The organism is Pontivivens insulae, from assembly GCF_900302495.1.
In the GTDB taxonomy this organism is placed as follows: domain Bacteria; phylum Pseudomonadota; class Alphaproteobacteria; order Rhodobacterales; family Rhodobacteraceae; genus Pontivivens; species Pontivivens insulae.
In genome coordinates this window covers 76,122-96,893 of the sequence record NZ_OMKW01000002.1, presented here as the reverse complement: position 1 = coordinate 96,893, position 20,772 = coordinate 76,122, and the positions used below count along the sequence as shown (strand labels likewise).

Here is a 20,772-nt window from a genome sequence, read left to right as displayed (position 1 = left end):
CTGATCTTGAGCACCGGAGCTGCTTTTGCGCAGGAGGCGATTGATCCAACCGACTATGTCCCCTTTGATGAGGCGCAGGCGGAAATTGGGCGGCTCTTATTTTATGATCCGATCCTGTCGGGCAACCGCAATATCTCCTGCGGAACATGCCACCATCACGATCTTGCCGGGGGCGATGGCCTGCCATTGGGGATTGGCGAGGGCGGCGAGGGGCTGGGGGCTGATCGCGTTGCCAGCCTCGACACACCCATCGAGAAGCGGGTGCCGCGGAACGCACCTGCGCTCTTCAACCTCGGCCACACCTCAATCGAGCTGCTGTTCCACGATGGCCGGCTGTCGGTGTCCGACCTCTATCAGAACGGCTTCAACTCTCCGGCTGAGGAATGGCTGCCACTCGGCCTCGACAACATTGTCGCCGCACAGGCGCTGTTTCCCATCGTCTCCGAAGTGGAGATGGCGGGCAGTCCTGAAGAGAACGAGATCGCAGGCCGCGCCTATGAGCGCATTGACTACCCCTGGCCCATCATCGCCTTCAACGTGCGCACGATCCCGGAATATGGAGAGATGTTTGTGGCCGCATTTGAAGAGGTCGACACGGCCGATGATGTGACCATCGTGGAGGTTGCAAACGCCATTGCTGCATTCATCACGTCTGAATGGCGCAGCCATGACAGCGCTTATGACCGCTTCCTTGCCGGGGACACGACCGCGCTGACCGCCCAGCAACAATCAGGCATGGAGCTGTTCTTTGGCGAAGCGGGTTGTTCTGACTGCCACAAGGGTCCGCTGCTGTCCGACCAAGAATTCCACGCGCTCGCCCTGCCCCATTTCGGACCGGGTCGCACGCGGCGCTTCGATCCATATTCCCGCGATCTGGGCCGCATGGCGGAAACGGACGTACTGGAGGACGCCTACCGCTTCCGAACGCCACAGCTGCGCAACGTCGCCCTCACCGGCCCTTATGGGCACAATGGCGCCTACGACACAATTGAGGGGATCGTACGCCACCACCTGTCTCCGGTTGAAAGCTTTGAGGCTTGGCAGCCAGCGGATGTGGCCTTGCCGGAGGTCGAATGGCTTGCAGAGATTGATTTTGTCAGTTTCCAGGACCGGCGCGAACGGGCGCGGCTTTCACGCGCGATCGACATCGAGGAACGCAGCCTCACCGATGCACAAGTGGCCGATGTGGTCGCGTTTCTGCAAGGCCTGACGGGCGACACCGCATTGACGGGCCGTCTGGGGCGCCCCGAGACGGTGCCGTCGGGCTTGCCCGTCGAGGTGCGCAATGACTGATATCCTGATCGCTGGATCGGCTACGGTCGATTTCCTGTTCGAGGTCGATGAATTGCCCTCACGCATGGACAAATACCGCGCGCGCAACGCGCAAATCGTTGGCGGCGGCTGCGCAGCAAACGCTGCGGTCGCCATCTCCCGTCTGGGCGCGCGGGCGCGGATCGCGGCCAGGCTTGCCGATGATCCGGTTGGGCAAATGATCGTGGCGGGACTGCAACTGGAAAAAGTCGCGACCGGGTTGATCAATATGACGACCCAGGGCCGCTCGGCCTATTCGTCCATCTATGTTCTGCCAAATGGGGAGCGTCAGATCGTCAGTTTCCGCGGCGAAAATCTGGCCCAATTGCCCGATTGGCCGGAAGCGCCGTTTGACGCGGCCCTTGCCGATACAAGGTGGCCCGAAGCCGCTGTTGAGGCGATGATCCGCGCGCGCGCGCTCGGCGTGCCGGGGGTGATGGACGCAGAGGCCCCGATTGTGCCCGAAGCGCTCACCTACGCATCCCATATCGCGTTTTCCCGACAGGGTCTCGACGACTACATGCCCGGGCTGGAGACTGAGGCCGCTTTGGCCGAGGTCGCCCGCCGCCACGGGGGGTGGGTCTGTGTAACCGATGGCGCGCACGGTGTGACCTGGTGCCATGAAGGAGAGATCGGACATGTCCCGGCCTTTGAGGTCGACGTGGTCGACACACTGGGCGCAGGCGATGTCTGGCACGGCGCGTTCACGCTGGGCCTTGCCGAAATGATGTCTGTGGATGGCGCCATCCGATTTGCCAATGCCGCAGCAGCCTTGAAATGCACGCGACCCGGCGGGCGCTTAGGCGCCCCCGATCGCGACGAAACCGAAGATTTTCTCAAGGAGAGAAACCAATGAACCTTACCCCCGGCAAGCTGTGGGGGATGCGCCGCATGGCGGATGCATCCGGTCTGTTCAAGATGACAGCCGTGGATCAGCGCCCGCCGATCAAGGGCCCGATTGCCAAACACCATGGCACCGCCGAGGCCCCGTGGGAGGATGTGGCCCGCTTCAAAACGTTGCTGATCGAGACGTTGCAGGGCGAGAGCTCTGCCATGCTGCTCGATCCACACTATGCCATTCCGATGGGTCTGGATCACTATGATCCGGCAAAGGGGCTGATCGTGACGCTTGAGAATAGCTTGTTCGAGGAAACTCCGGGCGGCCGTCTCTCATCGCAGATCGACGATTGGAGCGTCGGCAAGATCCGCCGCATGGGTGGCGACGCGGTCAAGGTGCTTGCCTGGTATCGCCCCGATGCAAGCGATAACGTGAACCGCGCCCAGCAGGACTTCACCAAGCGTATCGGTGAGGCCTGCGCGAAATACGACATTCCGTTCCTGTTCGAACTTCTGGTTTATCCCCTCGCCGCCGATGCGCATCAGACGACGGACTATATCGAGATGCAGGGCAAGAAGGCCGACGATGTTCTGAAGTCGGTCGAGGAATTCGCAAAGCCTGACTACGGCGTCGACGTCTTCAAGCTGGAAAGCCCGGTCAATGCAGGCGATGTGCCCGAAGGTGAGGACGCCGAGGTGCAGGCGATCTTCAACGAGATGGGCCGCCTCGCAGGCCGTCCTTGGGTTATGCTGAGCGCAGGTGCCGGAAAGCCAGAATTCCGTAATGTGCTCGCCCACGCCTATCGTGCCGGAGCATCGGGTTTTCTGGCAGGCCGCGCCATCTGGCTGGATGCGTTCGGGCACTACCCGGACTGGGACAAGATGCGTGCTGATCTGAATGGCGAAGCTGTGGCCTATATGCGCGATCTGAACGCCCTGACAGAAGCACAGGCGACGCCCTGGCATGCACATCCTTGCTTTGCGACCGGCGGCAACAGCTTTGCCCCCGCAGATGCATCCTTCCGCCATGATTACGGGGATATCTGATGCGCGTCGGAATATTGCCGCTGGGGCGACCAACCTTTGATGTCCCCTTTGCGGAAGAAAAGTTGGAGGCAATGCTGGCCAGCCTCGATGCCGGTCCGAACGAGGTTGTTGGGCCTCGCGGTCTGTTGTTCGATGCAAACGCGACCAGGGACGCGATGTCCGAGCTTGCATCCGCAGACATCGACCATCTCCTGCTGTTGCAGGTGACCTTCACCGACGCATCGATGACTGTTGCCGCAGCAAATGCCTTTCCCGATACGCCACTTTCGATATGGGCTGTACCGGAGCCGCGCCTTGGCGGGCGACTGCGTCTCAACGCGTTTTGCGGTCTCAACCTGGCGAGCCATGCGCTCGGCCTGAACACACGCTCCTTCGGCTGGCTCTATGCCGACGCGGCCACCGTCACGACCGAATTGGATGACCTGCTGGCCGGGCGGCGCATGTCGGGCAAGCTTGACGCAACCCCGGCACCACAGACCGCCCCGTCCGACGTCGCCGCCGCCCTGCGCGGCAAACGCATCGGCCGGATCGGTGCGCGCCCGGATGGATTTGACACCTGCAGATATGACGCCGACACATTGGAAAGCCTGACCGGTGTGCAGGTCGAAGCGCTGGAACTCGACACCTTGTTCGACGCGGCCCGAGACGCTGACGCTGATGCGGCTGCGGCCTTGAAAGTTGAGGCTGAGGACACTCTGACCGGGCTCGATGACGTCAATCAGGACGAATTGGATAAATCCCTTCGCCTAAAGCTCGCCCTCGATAAGATCCGCGCGGATCGCAAGTTCGACGCCTTCGCTATTCGCTGCTGGCCCGAGACCTTCACCGAATATGGCGGCGCGGTCTGTGGTCCCGTCTCCATGCTGGGCGAGGCTCGCGTGCCCTGCGCCTGCGAGGCCGATGTCTATGGCGCGGTCACGCAGATGATGTTGCAGGAAGTGTCGGGCGAGGCGGTTTTCCTCGTCGATCTCGTTGACATGGATTTGTCCGACAATACCGGGGTCGTCTGGCATTGCGGGCAGGCCCCAATCTCCATGGCAGAGGGTCAGGCCGACGCGACGATCCACACGAACCGCAAGATGCCGCTGCTCTACGAGTTTGCGCTGAAGCCCGGTGAAGTCACCTTTGTGCGTCTGAGCCAGGCTCATGGTCAAACCAAGATGATCCTGAGCCATGGCGAAATGCTCAAGCGTCCGATGGCCTATACCGGAACCTCTGGTGTGGTGCGTTTTGATGACGATGCGGGCGCTGTACTCGACCGCGTGATCGCCTCAGGCCTCGAACATCATATGGCGCTGGCCTATGGCGATCACCGGCCCGCCCTTCGACAACTGGCAGCGACACTCGACCTGCCCCTTCTGGAAATCTGAAGATGATACTCCGTTACGGCATTATCGGCTCTGGCATGATGGGCCATGAGCATATCCGCAACATTCAATTGCTTGATGATGCGAAGGTCGTGGCCCTTGCCGACCCAGATCGCGACATGCTGATGAGTGCAGCGCGCCAGGCGGGCGGCAACATCCGCACCTACTTTACCCATCAGGAGATGTTGGCGGACGGGGAGCTCGACGCGCTTGTCATCGTGGCGCCCAATCACCTCCATCATCCGATCATGATGGACTGCCTTAAGACTGACCTGCCGATCTTGTGTGAAAAACCGCTGGGCGTCACGCAGGCCGAGTGTGAGGAGATCGCAGCCGCCGCCCTGCCCCGCAAGGCCCCGGTTTGGGTCGCGATGGAATATCGCTACATGCCCCCCGTCGCCCGGCTGATTGAAGAGGTCAGCGATGGCCGGGCGGGTCAATTGCGCATGCTCTCCATCCGCGAACACCGCTTCCCGTTCCTTGACAAGGTCAAACACTGGAACCGTTTCAATGCGCAAACCGGCGGAACCCTGGTCGAGAAATGCTGTCACTTCTTCGACCTGATGCGCCTGATCCTGAAGGACGAACCGGTCCGCGTCTACGCGTCGGGCGCGGGTGGCGTGAACCATGCCGATGAGGTTGTTGATGGAAAGACGCCGGACATTCTCGATTTCGCCTATGTTTTGGTCGAATTCGCCGGGGGTGCGCGTGCAATGCTGGACCTGTGCATGTTCGCCGAAGGGTCCTATTGGCAGGAAGTGATCTCAGCCACCGGCAATCTTGCCAGGCTGGACGCAAAAATCCCAGGCCCCGCCCGTTTTGCACCGGGCGGTAAGGAGCGTGCCTCTCAGTTCGTGATCGCCAACCGCGGAACGAAGCAGGAGGAGATCCACGAAATCCATGTGGATGAGAGCATTCTGGCCGCGGGCGACCACCACGGTTCGACTTTCTTCCAGCACCAGAAATTCGCTGACATGATCCGCAATGGGGGCCAACCTGAAGTGTCGGTTCGCGATGGACTGATTGCCGTGGCGGTTGGTGCAGCAGCCGAGGAGTCCGTGCGCACCGGCATGCCTGTTGAACTCAATCTCACCCACCTGCAGGGAGCCGCGTGATGGCCGATATCGTCATTTCCGAATTCATGGACGATGCTGCGGTGGACAGCCTGCGCGCGGAGTTTGATGTCCACTATGATCCAACACTTGCGGATCGGCAGGAAGAGATTCCCGCGCTTCTCACCGGCGCCCGCGCCCTGATCGTGCGCAACCGAACACAAGTACGCGGCGCCCTTCTTGAGGCTGGCACCGCGCTCAACTGCATCGGACGGCTGGGCGTCGGCCTCGACAATATTGATGTGGACGCATGCTCTGCACGGGACATTGCCGTGTTCCCGGCAACGGGCGCAAATGATGCAAGTGTCGCAGAATACGTGATCGGCACTGCAATGGTCCTATTGCGCGGGGCCTATTACGGGTCTGATCAGGTGGCCGCCGGAAGCTGGCCGCGTCAGGCAATGATCGGGCGAGAGATTGGCGGTCTGACCCTTGGCCTCATCGGTTATGGCGCAATCGCAAAGGAAACCGCGAGCCGCGCCCGCGCGCTCGGTATGCATATCATCGCATATGATCCCTTTGTCGAAACTGCGACCGATGCCGAAATACTGCCGCTCGAAGATGTGCTGAGCCGTGCGGATGTCGTCTCTCTTCACGTACCATTGACGGACGGCACCCGAAATCTGCTGAACACCGCAAATCTCACCCTGATGAAGCCGGACGCGGTGCTGATCAATGCTGCGCGCGGTGGGGTTCTCGACGAGGCGGCTGTGGCCGACGCACTGCGCCACGGCCGCTTGGGCGGAGCTGCGCTGGACGTGTTCGACAAGGAACCGCTGGGCGCGCAAAATCCCTTCTCCGATGTGCCGAAGCTGATCCTCACCGCGCATATTGCCGGGGTAACAGAACAGAGCAACGTCCGCGTCTCGGCCCTCACGGCGGAAACAGTCGCCAAACATTTGCGCGGATAGGCGCAACGTTCCGTTAAGCCTTCGCGGCTAGTCCTGTTCGGGTTCCGTTCCCGAGCAGGAGAATCCGCTCATGGTCCCACGCGTCCTAATGGCCCTTGTGATGTCGGCGCTGCCAGCACTGGCATCCGATATTTGCCTGCGTGCAGCAGATCTGGCCGCGCAGCGTCACGATATTCCGCGTGACGTGATGCGCGCCATCACCCTGACCGAAACAGGACGGCGAGCAGACGGTCAATTTTCACCTTGGCCCTGGACCGTGAATATGGAGGGCGCGGGCCATTGGTTTGATGACCTTGGCGCAGCACTGGCCTTCATCGCACCGCACCATGCTCGCGGCGCGCGCAGCTACGACGTTGGCTGTTTCCAGCTGAACTGGCGCTGGCACGGGGAAAACTTCCCCGATCTCGAAACGATGTTCGACCCGGATCGCAATGCCGACTATGCCGCACGCTATCTACGTGGGCATTACGAGGCCTTTGGGGACTGGACCCGCGCAGCAGGTCGATATCACTCCGGCACTCCCGAATACGCCACCCGATATGCCGCGCGGTTTGCCGAAATACGCGCCTCTCTGGGCCCGTTGGCCGAAGTTGAAATGATGGAGCCCCCCCGCGTTTTCGGCCTGCGACAGGCCCGCGGCCCACTTTTGACGCGCGCACGTGGCCCTCTGTTTGGTGGAGGGACGTGATGGCTGGTTTCGACCTCAAGCGGCTCTATCACCCAACGGCCCTGCTCACGCTGGCACTGATGGCGATCATCGTAATGATGATCCTGCCGATGCCCGCAATCATCCTCGACCTCGGCCTTGCGGCCAGTTTCGCACTCGCCATCCTGATCTTTACCAACACGCTGTTCATCAATCGGCCGCTCGATTTCTCTGCCTTTCCAACGATCCTACTGGCCAGTCTGATGCTGCGCTTGTCGCTGAACGTCTCGTCAACCAAGCTCATCATCGGTGAGGGGCACACAGGCACCGATGCAGCCGGCGGCGTCATTGAAGGCTTCGCCATGTTCGTGATGGGCGGATCGGTCTTTCTGGGTCTCGTCGTGTTCGGCGTGCTGTTGATCGTGAATTTCATCGTCATCACCAAGGGCGCAGGACGCATGGCGGAAGTTGGCGCCCGCTTCGCACTCGACGGCATGCCGGGCAGGCAGCTCGCCATCGACGCCGACATGGCCGCAGGCGCCCTCAGTCATCAGGAGGCGACAGCCCGGCGCAAGCTGGAACTGGAAGAAACGACGTTCTTCGGATCGCTTGATGGCGTATCAAAGTTCGTGAAGGGCGATGCGATTGCTGGGCTTCTGATCACCCTGCTCAACCTTGTGATGGGGCTTTGCATCGGCCTGTTTGTTCACGGCATGCCTGCGGGCGAAGCGTTTGAGACCTATGCTATTCTCACTGTCGGCGATGGTCTGGTCAGCCAGATCCCGGCTGTCATCATCTCGATCGCGACCGCGCTGCTCCTGTCCAAGGGCGGACAGGCCGGATCGGCGGACAAGGCACTTCTGTCGCAACTGGGTGGCTTTCCAGTTGCGCTTGGCACGGTGGCCGCACTTATGGCGCTCTTCGCACTGGTGCCGGGGTTGCCCTTCATCCCCTTTGTTCTGGGGGCCGCTCTGCTGGGCACTGCGGCCTGGTTCGCCCACAGGGATGCGTTGAATACACCGGCAAAGGATGCGTCGCCAGTTGACCCTGAACCGACAACACCGAACCTTGGCGACATTCTCGACCTTGATGAAATTCATGTCGAGGTGGCGCCAGACCTTGTCAGCGTTGTTCTCGATGCGACCTCTGGTCTGGACGCCCGCATTTCCAACATGCGCAACCATATCGCAGAGACGTTTGGCCTGATCCTGCCAGAGATCCGACTGACAGACAGCGCGGCCTTGCCCTCGGGGCAATATGCAATCCGCATTCAAGGTGTCCAGACAGGCAGTTGGACCCTGAAACATCATCACGTCCTGGTCCTGAAAGGAGCGTCAGACGCGGCCCTGCCACCCGGCGAAGATGTGGAGGAGCCTGTCTACGGGGCCCCTGCCCGCTGGATCGACCGCGCACATGAAGCGGAGGCCATGCTGGGATCGCACACTGTTGTGGCCCCGGCAGAGGTCATTGCCACCCATCTAATGGAGACCATCAAAGAGTCTTTCGGTCGCCTGTTCACCCGCCGCGCCCTACGCAAGGTGCTCGACGCGTTCGTGGAGCCGTCTGATCCGGTCCGGGCTGCCGCAAATCGCCGTATGCTCGATGATTATGTGCCGGATCGGGTTTCGATGGAGGTGTTGCAGACGGTCCTGCGCCTGTTGCTGGAAGAACGGGTGTCGATCCGCAACCTGCCGCTGATCCTCGAAGCGCTGACCGAGGCTGGCCCCGCCACTACACCGCCGGACATTCTCGCCGAACACGTGCGCCACCGGCTGGGCTTTCAACTCGTCGCCGAAGTCAAGGAAGAGGATGGCACATTACCCTTCATCCAACTAGGTGCAGCGTGGGAGGCGTTGTTTGCCGAACACCAGATTGCAGGTGACGGTGGCATTGGCGATGTTGCCCTACCGCCGGAGGAGTTCAATCGCCTTGCGGCCAGCATCCGAACCCAGATCAACAAGGCGGCTGAGGCTGGCCGCTCTCCAGCCATCGTCACACCAACACGGCGACGGCGATTCATCCAGACCGTCATGCGCGCGAAAGGCATACCCAACCCGGTCCTGTCCTATGATGAGATCGGAAGCGCCCGCCAGCCCGCCCTGCTCGGCACGGCGTGACCTGTGGAAACCGCGGTCATCACCTTCGCCGCGCTGCAAGATGGGCTGGCGCTTGGCATCCTGGTCTTTGCGCGCGTCGCAGCGATCGCAGCGCTATTGCCCGGATTTGGCGGTCAGGGCATCCCGGCCCGCGTGCGCATCGCCGTAGCCCTTTCATTCACCATGATCACTGCGCCACTGATCCCAATGCCGCAGCTGAGTATTTCGCTTGCTGTGTTGGGGGCCGAGATCGCCGTTGGTGTTCTCATCGGCCTCGGCCTGCGTCTGCTGGTTATGGCCTTGCAATTCGCTGGCTCAATCGCGGCGCAAAGCACATCTATCGCCCAGATCCTCGGCGCGGGCGCGACACCGGATCCACTGCCTGCGATGGGCAACATCCTGGTACTGGCAGGCATAACCCTGGCGCTGGCGGCGGGTCTGCACCTGCGCGTGGTGGAAGCGATCGTCCTCAGCTATCGGTTTGTACCTGCGGGTATCATGCCCGGCGGCGACGCGGTTGCGGAATGGGGCCTGTCGCATGTCGCACGCGCCTTTCAGCTGGGCTTCACACTTTCCGCGCCATTTCTTGTAGCTGGCCTCGCCTATAACCTGGCCTTGGGGGCGATCAATCGCGCTATGCCACAGCTGATGGTTGCCTTCGTCGGCGCGCCTGCCATTACCGGCGGTGGCATCGCCCTACTGATGCTCAGCGCACCGGCGCTGCTGACCGCGTGGCACGAGGTGCTGCAGGACCAGCTTACCGCGCCGCTGGGCCTTGCGCCATGAGCGGTGGGGAGCAGGAAAGTTCGGGTGAAAAATCCCATGACCCAACGGATCGTCGCCTGCAAACGGCGCGGGACGAAGGCAATATCGAACGCAGCCCGGATGTGGATGCGTTCCTCGCCTATCTTGGCCTGACCCTGACACTTGCCCTGTTCGGGGACAGTCTCGTTGACGGTTTCGGCATCGCTCTGCGGGCCTTTATATCTTCTCCCGACCAAATGATGGAGCTTGCGCATGCTGGATCCGCGCTCGGCGTCGGATTGAGTGCGCTGACGCCGTTTTTCGCTGTACCCGCGCTTATTGTGCTGGCCGGTCTCGTGGCCCGAAGGGGCATCGCAATCTCCGCGAAAGCGATCCTGCCGAAACTGTCTCGCATTGATCCGGTTCAGGGTGCCGGTCAGAAATTCGGAGCAACAGGACTGTTCAATTTTGCAAAAAGCACGGTGAAGCTGATCGTCGTCTCTGTCGCGGTCAGCGTTTACCTGATTGGGCAAATTGATCTGATCGCGGGTCTCGCCCGGGCCGAGCGGTCGGCGGTTGTCGTCGTGCTGGGGCAAATCATTGTCGATATTCTCATTATTGTGACCGCCATATCCTTCGCCATCGCGGTACTCGACTACCTTTGGCAGCGCTTTGACCACCGGCGCAAACTGCGGATGACCCATCAGGAATTGCGCGACGAAACCAAAGAGGGCGAGGGCGACCCGCACATAAAAGGGCAGCGCCGCCAGCGCGCACAGGATATCGCCGGAAACCAGATGTTGACCGACATGCAGGATGCGGATGTCGTGATGGTCAATCCCACAGATTTCGCCGTTGCCCTGAAATGGGATCGGGACGGTGGCGGCGCACCGGTCTGCGTGGCCAAAGGCCAGGGTGAAATGGCAGCCCGGATCAGAGACATCGCGGCCGAGCATGGTATTCCCCTGCATCGGGATGTTCCTGCGACGCGCGCGCTCTTTGCCAGCACCAAGTTGGGGGAGGAAGTCCCCGAAGACCTCTACCGCGCGGTGGCAGCCGCCATCCGTTTCGCTGATACCATCCGCGCCGTGAGCCGCTCCTCATGACGGATCACAAGATGGTCGCCGACCTTCACCGAAACCGGTACGAAGCTGCCGCTGCGGCATTGGCGCCGAAGCGCGCAATGATTGATGCACTCAACGACAAGATTGCACAGTGCGAGGTCAGCGTCGCGGACGGCGATGTTGTCGCGCGTGCGCAATGGGATCGTTGGCGCCTCGCTCGGAAGGCCCATTTGCTGCGAGAGCTTGCCGATGCAAAGGCCGATCTGGCAGATGGGCAGGACAGACTTGTTGCCTTGCACAGAAAATCCGTCGCGGCCGAACGGCGGGCTGCGCGGCAGGCTGCCATTGCGGCGGACGAACAGCGCCGCACGCTACTGCGGCAAATCCCCTAGCTTTGTTGGGTTTCAGTAGTCCTGCCGCGCCAGGCTGGTGATGAGAACGCGTTCGGCGATATCGGACAGGCGGTCCTGTGTCACCCGGTCGAGCGCGGTGCGCAGGTCGGCCATAGCCTGGCTCGTCGCAAAGTCGCCATCAAAGCCACCAGAGGCCCCGTGGCGGAACAGAACCTCAAGATAGACATCGCGCAAGCGGGGCTCCATCACTTCAAACTCTTCCTCTTTGCCGGGTTTCAGCTGCACGGCCAAGCTGACAGCAACTACACCGGTCAACGTGCCGCCTCGTGTCAACGGCACCACGAATTGTGAGCCGAGATCTGCGAAGGCGGCATCTGACTCATCCTGCGGTCCGGCCGCGACGACAGGGGACGTCCGCGTTAGAAAATAGGCACCAGCCCCCCCCGCCCCCAGACCGATCACAAGGCAAACAAGAAAAAGCAGAAAGCGCATCAGCACACTCCATCATCAAAATGGCAGGATCTGATCTAGGATCTGTTGGCCATAGCGGGGCTGTTGCAGATCGGTAATCTGACCGCGACCGCCATATACAATGCGCGCACCAGCGATCTTGTCATATGTGATCTCGTTGCGGCGGGAGATATCCTCAGGCCGCACAATCCCTGCCACCTGCAAATCGCGCAGTTCGAAATTCACCCGCACCTCTTGGGATCCCATCACAACGAGGTGCCCATTTGGCAAAACATCAACGATGGTGGCGGCAATCCGCAAGGTGATGCGCTCGTTGCGCCGGGTCGTTCCGCTGCCCGCTGAGCCGGAATTTGAACTTGTCGACAGCAAGGGGGCTGTCGGGATGTTGCCGTCCTCCAAATCCCGCTCAAAGCCGAACAGACTGGGCAGGCTGACGCCCTGATCCCCGGTCCGGCTCCGATCCGTCGCGTTGCGGATTTCCGCCTCTTCATCGATTTCGATCACAACGGTCAGGATGTCACCCAGCGCCTGCGCCCGCCTGTCACCGAACAGAGAGTCAGGACCAGACCGCCAGAGAGATGGTTCACGCAATAGAGCAACCGGATCGGGACGGGTCTCAGCCTCCGCGATGGCCAACCTCTCGGGCGAGATATCGGTCACCACCTCAAGGACGGGCGCGTCGACCGGGGTGACCGGCGGCGGCTGACCGATCGGACTGCTGGCGCAACCTGCGGCAATCATGGGCAAAAGACAGAGCGCCCTCATCGACCGACCTCAACGACGCCATGCTCCGTCACGACACCCCAAACGGTGTTGCGCGATTGCAGGTTCATGACCTGAATGCGCTCGCCAGGACGGGCCCGTGAGAGGACACGGCCCTCTGCCGCGATGCTCAGCCCGCCTGCCAGATACCGCATCGCGACGACTTGATTGCGCTCAACAACTGCCGGCTCCGCCAGATCGCCGGGCGCGATGGGGCGACCGGGGTAAAGAGTCGTCCTGGCCTCGCGCCCAATGACGTCCTCCAACCGCGCGACCGCACCGGGCACACGCACATCGTCCAATCCGACATCGCCCGGGCCAATCGAGCTCTCGGCCCGGATCGCCCGCAATGGAACAACTGTCTGTGCCAAGACACCCTCCGCAAAGAGGCAAAGGATCAAAAACGTACGGATCATCGGATTTGTGTCGTTGCGCCAAGCATTTGGTCGGCTGCCGTAATCACCTTGGCATTCAACTCATACCCGCGCTGCGCCTCGATCAACTGCGTCATCTGCCGCACAGGATCGACGGAGCTTTCCTCCAGATACCCCTGCCGGAACGTGCCGCGCCCATCCTCACCCGGCTCGCCGACATTCGGTGCGCCAGACGCCTCGGTCTCTGCAAACAGGTTTCCGCCCAGCGCCTCAAGTCCCATCTCGTTGGGGAAATCGGCAAGTGTGATTTGCCCCATTAACTGCGGTTCGACCTGATCCGCAAAATAGACCCAGACCTCGCCTTGTGCGTTGATCGAAATCGCCCGCGCCTCCTCTGGGATTGTGATGTCAGGCACCACCGGATAGCCGTCGGACGTGACGATTTGCCCTTCACCTGATCGCTTGAGCGCGCCATCGCGGGTATAGCCCGCAGCCCCCCCCGGCAGCTCAACTTCGATAAAGCCCTGCCCCTCGATCGCCAGGTCAAGATCGCCACCGGTCTGTGCCAGAGAACCCTGCTCGATCTCCATCGTGATGGACGACGCCCTGACGCCAAGCCCCAGCTGAACGCCGGTCGGAAGCAGGCTGCCATCAGCTGCACTGATCGTGCCTGCGCGCTGTATCTGCTGGTAGTGCAAATCCGCAAATTCTGCCCGGCGCGCGTTGTAGGCAGTCGTGCTCATATTCGCGAGGTTGTTTGAAATGACCTCAACCCGCATCTGCTGGGCGTCCATACCGGTGGCCGCGATGGAAAGTGCTCTCATATCAAAAACTCCTCAAGATGTGGCCTGGCCAAGTGTCCGGATGACGTTGCGAATGCGGTCATCCTCCCGGTCGAGCAGGGACTGGTTGAATTCATAGGCTCGCTGCACCTCAATCATGCGCGTCATCTCCCACACTGGAGACACGTTCGAACCCTCAACAAATCCCTGCGCCACCTCACCGTCTGGCACGGCGATGAAGGGTTGGTCCGACTGGAACGCAACGCCATCGGTGCGGATGAATTCAGCCCCCGGAGCGGGCGCATAGAGCCCAATGCGGGCAAAAGGCTCCCCTCCTGCCGTCAGGGTGCCGTCATTGGCGATGTGGATGTCACCCGCACCGGGCGGGACAACAACTGCGATCCCGGCCTCGTCGAGAAGACGGCCACCCGAGGGGCTGACAACCTGCCCCGTCGCATCAAGCATGAAAGCGCCCGCACGGGTCAGATACCGCCCATTGCCCGTCTCAAGCTGAAAATAGCCCTCACCCCGCACCGCAAGATCCAGCGCGCCGCCGGTCGGTGTGAGTTGACCGGGCAAATCGTCCTGAAACCGGGCACGCGCATGACCGAAAGACACCGATGGTCCATCCTCTGACCCTCGGACATGTTCTGAAAAAACAATGCCTTCACGCCGGTAACCAGAGGTCGCCATATTCGCGATGTTGTTGGCAATCGTATCCAGCTCACGCGAAAGACCCTGCTGACGTGACAGCGTTACGTGGGATGTGACGTCCATGACAATCTCCTCAATGCGATCGGATCAGGGGCAGGATCGTGCCGTCCCACAACTCGATCAGCGTGCGCGCCGAGAAGCCCATCGTCGCCCAGAACACGACGAGGATCGCCGCCAGCTTCGGTACGAATGTCAGCGTCATCTCTTGGATCGAGGTCAGTGCCTGGAACAGGCCGATCACCAAGCCAGAGATCAATGCAGCAGCCAGAATGGGCAGCGAAAGAACGAGAGCGGCCCAAAGTCCGGCGCGCACGACGTCAAGGACCGTCCCCTCACTCATACCGGCATCCGCAGGATTTCCTGATAGGCCTCGACCACGCGATCTCGCAAGGTCACGGCGGTCTCGACTGCAAGCTCTGTCGCTGCAAGCGCCTCGACCATGGCATGGGCATCGACGCCGCCGGTCATCGCGCCGATGGCCGCCTGTTCACCGGCCTGGATTGTGGCGACGGTTTCCCGTGCGAGGGCGCCAAAGCCGCCCTCTGCCTGTGCGACGGAAGGCGTCGCATCCGGCGTCGCGGCATAGGCACGACTGGCAAGTGTGGATTGAAGTTCCATGTGATCCTCCTTCTAAGGATGGTTAGCGGCGCAGCAGGCCGATCAGGGACGATGCCATCTGGCGCGCTTGATCAAACATCCGCAGATTGGCTTCATATGAGCGTTGCGCTTCCCGTGCGTTGGCGATTTCGGTGGCCAGATTGACGTTGGAACCAACGAAATAGCCCTCCGCATCGGCCATCGGATGCCCAGGTTGGTAGGTCCGTTCCCCGTCGAGCGAACTCAACTCGACCCGGCCGGGCAGAACCCTCAGCGCACCATCCGCACCCGTTTGAAGCTGGAATTGCATCTGTTTGGCGCGATATCCCGGTGTGTCGGCATTTGCGATATTCTCAGCACTCAGCCTGAGCCGAGAGGTTTGGGCCACCATGCCACTGGCAGAGCTTGCCATAGATGCGTTGAAATCACTCATGATCGTGCTCCTTACCGAGTGCGGCCAAGACCGAGGCGCAGCAGGTCAATTGATTTGCGAAAGAGTGTCGTTCCCAGATCATGAGCGCGTCGCGTATCAGCTGACCGGATCATCTGATCTTCGAGAGTTACGGAATTGCCATCCGGGCTTGCGATCCCGCTGATGAACAGCGTTTCTGCTGCAGCCCGTGGGCCTAGCGTCGGCCGCTGTGCGACACTCTCCAGCGTGAAGGCACTCACATCCCGAGCGCGGAATCCGGGCGTGTCTGCATTCGCGATATTTTGCGCAAGGATTGACTGGCGCAGTGCGGAATGCCGCACCAGCGCGCTCGACACACCGAGCATTGAAGTCTCATGGCTCATTGGGGGCTTCTCCCTCCTGATCTCAACGGAGGCTTAACCCGGCACATGTGAACAAAACGTAATCGTCCGCCATGGGAGCCGATTCAAATGTCGTCCATCGAAAGCCGTCTTGCGGCCGTCAGGCAGCTGTCACTTCTCACCCCGATCGGTCGCATCAGCGGGGCAACCTCTAACGAGATTTCGGTCACCGGCCTTGGCCTTGCCGTGCCCCCCGGCGCGCTGCTCAAACTTGCCGGTGGGGGGTTTGCCGAGGTCATTTCAATCACTGACGAGGAACTGAAATGCGTTCCCTATCAGGATGTTACAGAAGAGATGCTGGCCGGGGATGTGCGCTTGTCAGCCCTGGATAATGTAAGGCCTGACGCATCCTGGCTGGGCAAACGGTTCGATGGGATTGGGCGAGAAACGGCGGCTTCGTCACCAGATTGGGCCGCGCCAACGCGTCCATCGAAATGCAAGGTCAAAGCCGACACACCGGCTGCTAATGTCGCTCGATTTACAACGGGAATACCGATGATCGACACGATGTTGCCGCTGACCGTAGGGCAACGAATCGGCCTTTTTGCCGGCCCCGGCGTCGGCAAGACCACTCTGCTCCAACATATCGCACAGCGCTCAGAGGCCGATGCGGTCGTGATCGCTCTGATTGGAGAGCGTGCGCACGAGGCCGATCAGATGTTGGCCCAACTCCCCGACGATATCCGCGCCCGTTCCATTTGTGTGGTGAGCACGTCCCAGGATGCGCCTGCGTTGCGGCGCCGGGCGCTGCATGTGGCGCTGAGAGCTGCGGAAACGCTTCGAAACACGGGCAGAAGCGTTCTTCTACTGGCAGACTCGCTCTCCCGCTACGCGGATGCCTGCCGAGATACGGATCTCGCAGCCGGCGCACCGATGGGCGCCGGGGGCTACACTGCAACTTTGTCGAGCGACATCGCCCGTATTGTGGAGCGATGCAGGCCCGCAAACGAAGGCTCCATCACCGCAATTTTCACGGTCCTCGCAACCAATGGCGACTTACAGGGGATGGTTCCAGATGCCGCTCGCGCAACTTTGGATGGCCATATCATCTTGGACCCGGCACTCGCACAACAGGGCAAGTTCCCCGCAATCGACCTGCAACACTCTGTCAGCCGCGCGCTGCCTGACGCGGTCGATCCGGCATGGATGGATACGATCACAAAAATTCGCAATATGCAGCTGCGGGCTCGGGCGCATTCAGACCTTATCTCGGCGGGTCTATCGGAGGTTGGCGCTAACCCAACGGAGGACGCAATCATAGCTGTCGTCGAAAGAGTAGAGCGCATTCTGCACTCTACCGACAACCGCAGTGCAGAAGCGCTCATGCGCGAGCTCACCTCCTGTCTGGGCGACTGACCCTAGTGGCATCACCCAAGCCGCGAGAGCAACAGGCTCTGCGCGACACTCTGACTGGCTTGACCAGCCTGCAGAATTTGCAGTGCGGGCGACGTCACGCCGGAACTGCTCTGCCCCTGAGGGCTCAGCAGAAAGAAGCGCGAGAGCATTCGCTCACTCACAGCTGGATCAGCCAAGGATCTAAGTGACGCGTCGCCAGCGAATTTCTGAAACTGGGCCGCAAAAATATCTGCCTGCCTGTCAATCTCGAGCGCACCAACAGCTACCGGGACGTTCAAAGCCGTCGCAAAAACGTCCCGCAACGAGACGGAGCCGAGAATACGAAACCAGAGGGTGCGTTCGGAGCTGTCCGTCTCCAACAATGCCGCAACATCCGCGTCAAATTGCAATGCCAGGCTTTGTTGCGGAGAGACTTCCGCGACAGACTCCACGAATGCGGCCTCCGCATATTGGTCGGCAAGCCGAGCCAGTCTCTCTGGTTCCACAACAGGAAACCCACCATTGGAGTCCGCGAAAAATTGCGCAAAAGCGATCAAACGCGGATCACCGATGCGCCGGGCAAGGGCATCTTCTCCCGGTCCTTGCTCAAGCACCTGGCGCAACAGTGCACGTTGATCGAGCCGATCGCCCATCCCAAATGCCGTCAACACCGAGGCAAGGGCCTCCCGGTCACCAATCAGATCCGCCGCTGAACCAATCTGCGGCATTTGCGTCTTGAGCAACTCAAGATCCCGTCTGATCTGCGGATTTTCCAGAGTTGCTGTTTTTTGATCGACAATTGTTCGTTGTAGGTAGCGATAACCCGCCAGGCCATCGAACGGTATGATCGGGGTGAACATATCTCACGCACGCATCAGTCTGTCTTCCAGCGGCAGCAGAGTTCGAAGCTCCCGAAGCACCTGATAGATCTGATCCGACTTCAGATACTCGGCCGCCTCGGACAGCGTGCGTGAAGACTCTGGATCGGTCAGAACCGACTGGAGCTGCGAGATGCTTCGCACGAGATCACCGCGGGCGGCATCTTCGCCCACCTCACCCGCCAGCAAAAGCTGCGCGATATAACAGGCCCGTTTGACCGGCGTGTTGGCGTCAGCAGGGTGAACTGCGTCGCGAAGGCGTAGAACATTGGCACCAGGGCTAATAATATTCAGGCGGCAACGACGATCGCCGTTCTCAATCACAGCACCGTTGATCAATAGCCGCTCTGATGGTCTCAATTTCAAGATCAGGCCCGCCATTATGCGACCTCCTGCATTGCGGGGCGCAAGCCGGCGATGATGGCATCGTTAATCGCGATCAACTCGCCGACGCCTGCTCCCCCCCGCAATATCCTGTCGGTCTCAACGAAGACCATATCCGCCAGACCCAGCAGCCTTTGCTTGAGATCAATTGGCAATCCGTTGCCAGTAGAATTCAGATCACTGTGAAAATGCCGCCAAATCTTTGCGTTCTTGTCGAGAAGAACACACAGGTCAGGATGTTTCATTTTACCGTCAAGGGCTTGTCGCAAGTCGGCATTGATGGAGGAAAGGATCGCGGCCTCGACATCGCGCGGCGAAGCGGTGGTCGCCTTGGTCGCATGATAGGCCTGTCGCGCACTTCTGCTCGTAATCATGTGTCACGTCTCAATCATTCTATGTGAAAGCTTGCAGAGCGCCCCTCAGGGCGCTCTGCACAATGATTAGCGGAACAGCGCCAGAATGTTCTGCGGGGCCTGGTTGGCGATCGAGAGGGACTGAATGCCAAGCTGCTGTTGGACCTGAAGCGCCTGCAGGCGCGCTGAGGTTTCTTCCATATTGGCATCGACAAGCGCTGCCCGGCCCGTTGTAAGCGAGTCCTTCAGCGATCCGATGAAATCGGACTGCGTCTCGATCCGTCCCTGCACGGAACCGAAGCTTGCCGCCGCATCGATTGCGGTTGTCAAAAGCGCTTCAACATCGCTGAGCGCCTGAACTGCCCCATCGGTCGTCGTCACATCCATCGAACCAAGCTCCGTCAGGCCACCAGCCCGGACACCGCCCGAAAATGCGTCCAGATCGACGAGCAGGTTGTCTGTGCCCTGACCGCCACCAAGTGCAATCGTCAACTCGCCCGTTGTCGCGTCCTGAGAGGTGGACAGCAACGTCAGTGAGTTGTCGGAGATATAGGTGTCGATTTGTGACTTGAGGGCGTTGGAGACGTCCAGACGCGTATCCGTATCGCTTGCAATGTAAGTGAACGTTTGAAGGCCGCCGGTATCAGCGCCCGCGGCACCTGAACCAGTGATTTGCACCTCATAAGTGGCCCCGGCGGTAACACCCGCATCAACGAATGCAATCGCAGCCTCTGGCGTGCCAGCATTGCCAGCGAAGGTCGAACCAGTGCCAGTGCCCGTCATGAGGTCAGAGGTTGTAATATCGGTCGTCCCCGCAGTTTCGACTGTCGGCGCGAGGTCAACACGGTTCACGGTAATCCGGGACGGCGTCACATCACCCGAAGCGTCACGATCAAGCGAAGACAAAACCGTGATGGCTTCCGTGCCCTTCAGAAGGTTCACACCATTGAACTGAGCAGCATTCACAATGGATTCTACCTGATCGCGCAGCGCATTGATCTCTGTCTGGATCTTGGCCTTGTCATTCCCGCTTTCCTGCGCCGCAAGGACCTGTTTTTTCACTTCGCCCATAAGTTCGACGACGGATTCAGCCGCCTCCCGCGCGACGGAGACAGTCGAATTGCCCAGCATCAGGTTGTCCTGAATGGCCGAAAACCCGTCAATATCGGTCTGCATCGCTTGGGAGATCGACCAAACAGCGGCGTTATCCTTGGCGGAGGAAACCTTAAGCCCGGTCGAAATCTGGCTTTGGGTCTCCGACAGCGAACGGTTGATACCGCGCAACGTATCAAGGGCGACCATGGCGCTGGTGTTGGTAAGAATACTCGACATTACATACTTCCTTTGGCGTTCCGGTGCATTCGACACCGGGTACTGAGTTCAAATCCTGCGCAGGACGCAGGGACGAACGCCTTTCTGACGCCTAGGGCAAAACCCACCTCGTTCTGAGTAGCCTTACACTGCGTGTTTTGGACTTAAGGAAAGGTGAAAAAATCAGACGATCAACATGAACGGCCGATTAACCTCAATCAGCGCTTTAAGGCCAGTTTGCCGCGCGCTGTCGACGTGACGACGCCGCCATCGGCAGTGTAGGCAAGCTTGTCTGACCCGCCCATGGCGCGCGCGCGCCTCAAGCCGGAGATAGCAGCGGCCAAGAGCGTTTCGCTCCGCTTCAAATGGCCACGTGCGGCTACGATCTGTTCACGCGAAAAGTCACCCACTTCAAGTGCGTTAAGGGTATCCGGGTTCGGCAGTGATGTGCCATTCAGCAACGCCTCGACCAACTCTTGCTGATGATGTTCGAATTCCGTGAATGTCATG

At 60.4% G+C, this 20,772-nt stretch carries 26 protein-coding genes; 12 read left to right on the top strand and 14 right to left on the bottom strand.

Annotated elements, in window-relative coordinates; translation table 11 throughout:
• Positions 1-6: 6 nt before the first annotated feature.
• The 11 genes from POI8812_RS05790 to POI8812_RS05740 all read left to right on the top strand — a co-directional run bounded on the left by POI8812_RS05790 (position 7) and on the right by POI8812_RS05740 (position 11,527).
• Positions 7-1,293 carry a cytochrome-c peroxidase gene (locus POI8812_RS05790; RefSeq protein WP_245895288.1) on the top strand — a complete coding sequence of 429 codons (1,287 nt, stop codon included), beginning with the start codon at positions 7-9 and terminating at the stop codon, positions 1,291-1,293.
• Entirely contained in the window at positions 1,286-2,167 is an 882-nt protein-coding gene (locus POI8812_RS05785) for a PfkB family carbohydrate kinase (RefSeq protein ID WP_108781629.1), read from the top strand. The genes POI8812_RS05790 and POI8812_RS05785 overlap by 8 nt, the downstream gene beginning before the upstream one ends.
• A complete protein-coding gene (locus tag POI8812_RS05780) occupies positions 2,164-3,195 on the top strand; it encodes a tagatose 1,6-diphosphate aldolase (protein ID WP_108781628.1) in 1,032 nt (343 codons plus the stop codon). Before POI8812_RS05785 ends, POI8812_RS05780 begins: the two co-directional genes overlap by 4 nt.
• Positions 3,195-4,565 carry an L-fucose/L-arabinose isomerase family protein gene (locus POI8812_RS05775; protein WP_108781627.1) on the top strand — a complete coding sequence of 457 codons (1,371 nt, stop codon included), beginning with the start codon at positions 3,195-3,197 and terminating at the stop codon, positions 4,563-4,565. The genes POI8812_RS05780 and POI8812_RS05775 overlap by 1 nt, the downstream gene beginning before the upstream one ends.
• Positions 4,566-4,567: 2 nt before the next feature.
• Positions 4,568-5,677: a Gfo/Idh/MocA family protein gene (locus POI8812_RS05770; RefSeq protein ID WP_108781626.1), complete on the top strand. Its 1,110-nt coding sequence runs from the start codon at positions 4,568-4,570 to the stop codon at positions 5,675-5,677.
• Positions 5,677-6,585: a hydroxyacid dehydrogenase gene (locus tag POI8812_RS05765; protein ID WP_108781625.1), complete on the top strand. Its 909-nt coding sequence runs from the start codon at positions 5,677-5,679 to the stop codon at positions 6,583-6,585. The genes POI8812_RS05770 and POI8812_RS05765 overlap by 1 nt, the downstream gene beginning before the upstream one ends.
• Positions 6,586-6,655: 70 nt before the next feature.
• Positions 6,656-7,273 carry a transglycosylase SLT domain-containing protein gene (locus POI8812_RS05760; RefSeq protein ID WP_108781624.1) on the top strand — a complete coding sequence of 206 codons (618 nt, stop codon included), beginning with the start codon at positions 6,656-6,658 and terminating at the stop codon, positions 7,271-7,273.
• The gene (locus POI8812_RS05755) at positions 7,273-9,348 is read left to right on the top strand and encodes a flagellar biosynthesis protein FlhA (RefSeq protein WP_108781623.1); all 2,076 of its coding nucleotides are present in this window, start codon (positions 7,273-7,275) and stop codon (positions 9,346-9,348) included. The genes POI8812_RS05760 and POI8812_RS05755 overlap by 1 nt, the downstream gene beginning before the upstream one ends.
• Before the next feature lie 3 nt (positions 9,349-9,351).
• Positions 9,352-10,113: a flagellar biosynthetic protein FliR gene (locus POI8812_RS05750; protein WP_108781622.1), complete on the top strand. Its 762-nt coding sequence runs from the start codon at positions 9,352-9,354 to the stop codon at positions 10,111-10,113.
• Positions 10,110-11,177, top strand: coding sequence for an EscU/YscU/HrcU family type III secretion system export apparatus switch protein (locus POI8812_RS05745; RefSeq protein ID WP_108781621.1), 1,068 nt, complete (start codon positions 10,110-10,112; stop codon positions 11,175-11,177). Before POI8812_RS05750 ends, POI8812_RS05745 begins: the two co-directional genes overlap by 4 nt.
• Positions 11,174-11,527, top strand: a complete 354-nt coding sequence (locus tag POI8812_RS05740; protein WP_108781620.1) for a hypothetical protein — start codon at positions 11,174-11,176, stop codon at positions 11,525-11,527. The genes POI8812_RS05745 and POI8812_RS05740 overlap by 4 nt, the downstream gene beginning before the upstream one ends.
• Positions 11,528-11,539: 12 nt before the next feature.
• Here the strand turns inward: POI8812_RS05740 and POI8812_RS05735 are convergent, their stop codons facing one another.
• The 9 genes from POI8812_RS05735 to POI8812_RS05695 are packed head-to-tail and all read right to left on the bottom strand — an operon-like array spanning position 11,540 to position 15,983.
• On the bottom strand, positions 11,540-11,980 hold the full coding sequence (locus POI8812_RS05735; RefSeq protein WP_108781619.1) for a flagellar basal body-associated FliL family protein: 441 nt from the start codon (positions 11,978-11,980) through the stop codon (positions 11,540-11,542).
• Positions 11,981-11,995: 15 nt separating this feature from the next.
• Entirely contained in the window at positions 11,996-12,724 is a 729-nt protein-coding gene (gene flgH, locus POI8812_RS05730) for a flagellar basal body L-ring protein FlgH (protein ID WP_108781618.1), read from the bottom strand.
• On the bottom strand, positions 12,721-13,092 hold the full coding sequence (gene flgA, locus POI8812_RS05725; RefSeq protein WP_306438841.1) for a flagellar basal body P-ring formation chaperone FlgA: 372 nt from the start codon (positions 13,090-13,092) through the stop codon (positions 12,721-12,723). Before flgA ends, flgH begins: the two co-directional genes overlap by 4 nt.
• A 41-nt stretch (positions 13,093-13,133) precedes the next feature.
• Positions 13,134-13,919 carry a flagellar basal-body rod protein FlgG gene (gene flgG / locus POI8812_RS05720; RefSeq protein WP_108781616.1) on the bottom strand — a complete coding sequence of 262 codons (786 nt, stop codon included), beginning with the start codon at positions 13,917-13,919 and terminating at the stop codon, positions 13,134-13,136.
• A 12-nt stretch (positions 13,920-13,931) separates the two neighbouring features.
• Positions 13,932-14,654, bottom strand: a complete 723-nt coding sequence (locus tag POI8812_RS05715) for a flagellar hook-basal body complex protein (RefSeq protein WP_108781615.1) — start codon at positions 14,652-14,654, stop codon at positions 13,932-13,934.
• Positions 14,655-14,664: 10 nt separating this feature from the next.
• On the bottom strand, positions 14,665-14,931 hold the full coding sequence (locus tag POI8812_RS05710) for a flagellar biosynthetic protein FliQ (protein ID WP_108781614.1): 267 nt from the start codon (positions 14,929-14,931) through the stop codon (positions 14,665-14,667).
• On the bottom strand, positions 14,928-15,209 hold the full coding sequence (gene fliE, locus POI8812_RS05705) for a flagellar hook-basal body complex protein FliE (protein WP_108781613.1): 282 nt from the start codon (positions 15,207-15,209) through the stop codon (positions 14,928-14,930). Before fliE ends, POI8812_RS05710 begins: the two co-directional genes overlap by 4 nt.
• Positions 15,210-15,231: 22 nt before the next feature.
• Positions 15,232-15,621: a flagellar basal body rod protein FlgC gene (gene flgC, locus POI8812_RS05700; RefSeq protein WP_108781612.1), complete on the bottom strand. Its 390-nt coding sequence runs from the start codon at positions 15,619-15,621 to the stop codon at positions 15,232-15,234.
• 11 nt (positions 15,622-15,632) lie between these two features.
• A complete protein-coding gene (locus POI8812_RS05695; protein WP_108781611.1) occupies positions 15,633-15,983 on the bottom strand; it encodes a flagellar basal body protein in 351 nt (116 codons plus the stop codon).
• Positions 15,984-16,070: 87 nt separating this feature from the next.
• On the opposite strand from POI8812_RS05695, the gene POI8812_RS05690 reads away from it, so the two are divergent.
• Complete coding sequence (locus POI8812_RS05690) at positions 16,071-17,357, top strand: hypothetical protein (RefSeq protein ID WP_108781610.1); 1,287 nt, start codon at positions 16,071-16,073, stop codon at positions 17,355-17,357.
• Positions 17,358-17,368: 11 nt separating this feature from the next.
• Here the strand turns inward: POI8812_RS05690 and POI8812_RS05685 are convergent, their stop codons facing one another.
• The 5 genes from POI8812_RS05685 to POI8812_RS05665 form a co-directional block, all read right to left on the bottom strand.
• On the bottom strand, positions 17,369-18,079 hold the full coding sequence (locus POI8812_RS05685; protein WP_162844924.1) for a DUF1217 domain-containing protein: 711 nt from the start codon (positions 18,077-18,079) through the stop codon (positions 17,369-17,371).
• 120 nt (positions 18,080-18,199) lie between these two features.
• Positions 18,200-18,595 (bottom strand): flagellar biosynthesis repressor FlbT, encoded by a 396-nt coding sequence (flbT, locus tag POI8812_RS05680; protein ID WP_108781608.1) that lies wholly within the window; start codon positions 18,593-18,595, stop codon positions 18,200-18,202.
• Complete coding sequence (locus POI8812_RS05675) at positions 18,595-18,972, bottom strand: flagellar biosynthesis regulator FlaF (RefSeq protein WP_108781607.1); 378 nt, start codon at positions 18,970-18,972, stop codon at positions 18,595-18,597. The genes flbT and POI8812_RS05675 overlap by 1 nt, the downstream gene beginning before the upstream one ends.
• A 66-nt stretch (positions 18,973-19,038) precedes the next feature.
• Positions 19,039-20,283 carry a flagellin N-terminal helical domain-containing protein gene (locus POI8812_RS05670; RefSeq protein WP_108781606.1) on the bottom strand — a complete coding sequence of 415 codons (1,245 nt, stop codon included), beginning with the start codon at positions 20,281-20,283 and terminating at the stop codon, positions 19,039-19,041.
• A gap of 197 nt (positions 20,284-20,480) precedes the next feature.
• Entirely contained in the window at positions 20,481-20,771 is a 291-nt protein-coding gene (locus POI8812_RS05665; protein WP_108781605.1) for a hypothetical protein, read from the bottom strand.
• Between the last annotated feature and the right edge of the window lies 1 nt (position 20,772).

What these genes read in the sequence shown, in the direction of transcription:
- flgG (WP_108781616.1), bottom strand. Translation starts at nt 13,919, where the DNA reads ATGAGAGCACTTTCCATCGCGGCCACCGGTATGGACGCCCAGCAGATG.
- fliE (WP_108781613.1), bottom strand. Translation starts at nt 15,209, where the DNA reads ATGGAACTTCAATCCACACTTGCCAGTCGTGCCTATGCCGCGACGCCG.
- flgH (WP_108781618.1), bottom strand. Translation starts at nt 12,724, where the DNA reads ATGAGGGCGCTCTGTCTTTTGCCCATGATTGCCGCAGGTTGCGCCAGC.
- POI8812_RS05785 (WP_108781629.1), top strand. Translation starts at nt 1,286, where the DNA reads ATGACTGATATCCTGATCGCTGGATCGGCTACGGTCGATTTCCTGTTC.
- POI8812_RS05710 (WP_108781614.1), bottom strand. Translation starts at nt 14,931, where the DNA reads ATGAGTGAGGGGACGGTCCTTGACGTCGTGCGCGCCGGACTTTGGGCC.
- POI8812_RS05715 (WP_108781615.1), bottom strand. Translation starts at nt 14,654, where the DNA reads ATGGACGTCACATCCCACGTAACGCTGTCACGTCAGCAGGGTCTTTCG.
- POI8812_RS05765 (WP_108781625.1), top strand. Translation starts at nt 5,677, where the DNA reads ATGGCCGATATCGTCATTTCCGAATTCATGGACGATGCTGCGGTGGAC.
- POI8812_RS05745 (WP_108781621.1), top strand. Translation starts at nt 10,110, where the DNA reads ATGAGCGGTGGGGAGCAGGAAAGTTCGGGTGAAAAATCCCATGACCCA.
- POI8812_RS05695 (WP_108781611.1), bottom strand. Translation starts at nt 15,983, where the DNA reads ATGAGCCATGAGACTTCAATGCTCGGTGTGTCGAGCGCGCTGGTGCGG.
- POI8812_RS05775 (WP_108781627.1), top strand. Translation starts at nt 3,195, where the DNA reads ATGCGCGTCGGAATATTGCCGCTGGGGCGACCAACCTTTGATGTCCCC.
- flbT (WP_108781608.1), bottom strand. Translation starts at nt 18,595, where the DNA reads ATGGCGGGCCTGATCTTGAAATTGAGACCATCAGAGCGGCTATTGATC.
- flgC (WP_108781612.1), bottom strand. Translation starts at nt 15,621, where the DNA reads ATGAGTGATTTCAACGCATCTATGGCAAGCTCTGCCAGTGGCATGGTG.
- POI8812_RS05670 (WP_108781606.1), bottom strand. Translation starts at nt 20,283, where the DNA reads ATGTCGAGTATTCTTACCAACACCAGCGCCATGGTCGCCCTTGATACG.
- POI8812_RS05665 (WP_108781605.1), bottom strand. Translation starts at nt 20,771, where the DNA reads ATGACATTCACGGAATTCGAACATCATCAGCAAGAGTTGGTCGAGGCG.
- POI8812_RS05770 (WP_108781626.1), top strand. Translation starts at nt 4,568, where the DNA reads ATGATACTCCGTTACGGCATTATCGGCTCTGGCATGATGGGCCATGAG.
- POI8812_RS05740 (WP_108781620.1), top strand. Translation starts at nt 11,174, where the DNA reads ATGACGGATCACAAGATGGTCGCCGACCTTCACCGAAACCGGTACGAA.
- POI8812_RS05760 (WP_108781624.1), top strand. Translation starts at nt 6,656, where the DNA reads ATGGTCCCACGCGTCCTAATGGCCCTTGTGATGTCGGCGCTGCCAGCA.
- POI8812_RS05735 (WP_108781619.1), bottom strand. Translation starts at nt 11,980, where the DNA reads ATGCGCTTTCTGCTTTTTCTTGTTTGCCTTGTGATCGGTCTGGGGGCG.
- POI8812_RS05755 (WP_108781623.1), top strand. Translation starts at nt 7,273, where the DNA reads ATGGCTGGTTTCGACCTCAAGCGGCTCTATCACCCAACGGCCCTGCTC.
- POI8812_RS05780 (WP_108781628.1), top strand. Translation starts at nt 2,164, where the DNA reads ATGAACCTTACCCCCGGCAAGCTGTGGGGGATGCGCCGCATGGCGGAT.
- POI8812_RS05690 (WP_108781610.1), top strand. Translation starts at nt 16,071, where the DNA reads ATGTCGTCCATCGAAAGCCGTCTTGCGGCCGTCAGGCAGCTGTCACTT.
- POI8812_RS05675 (WP_108781607.1), bottom strand. Translation starts at nt 18,972, where the DNA reads ATGATTACGAGCAGAAGTGCGCGACAGGCCTATCATGCGACCAAGGCG.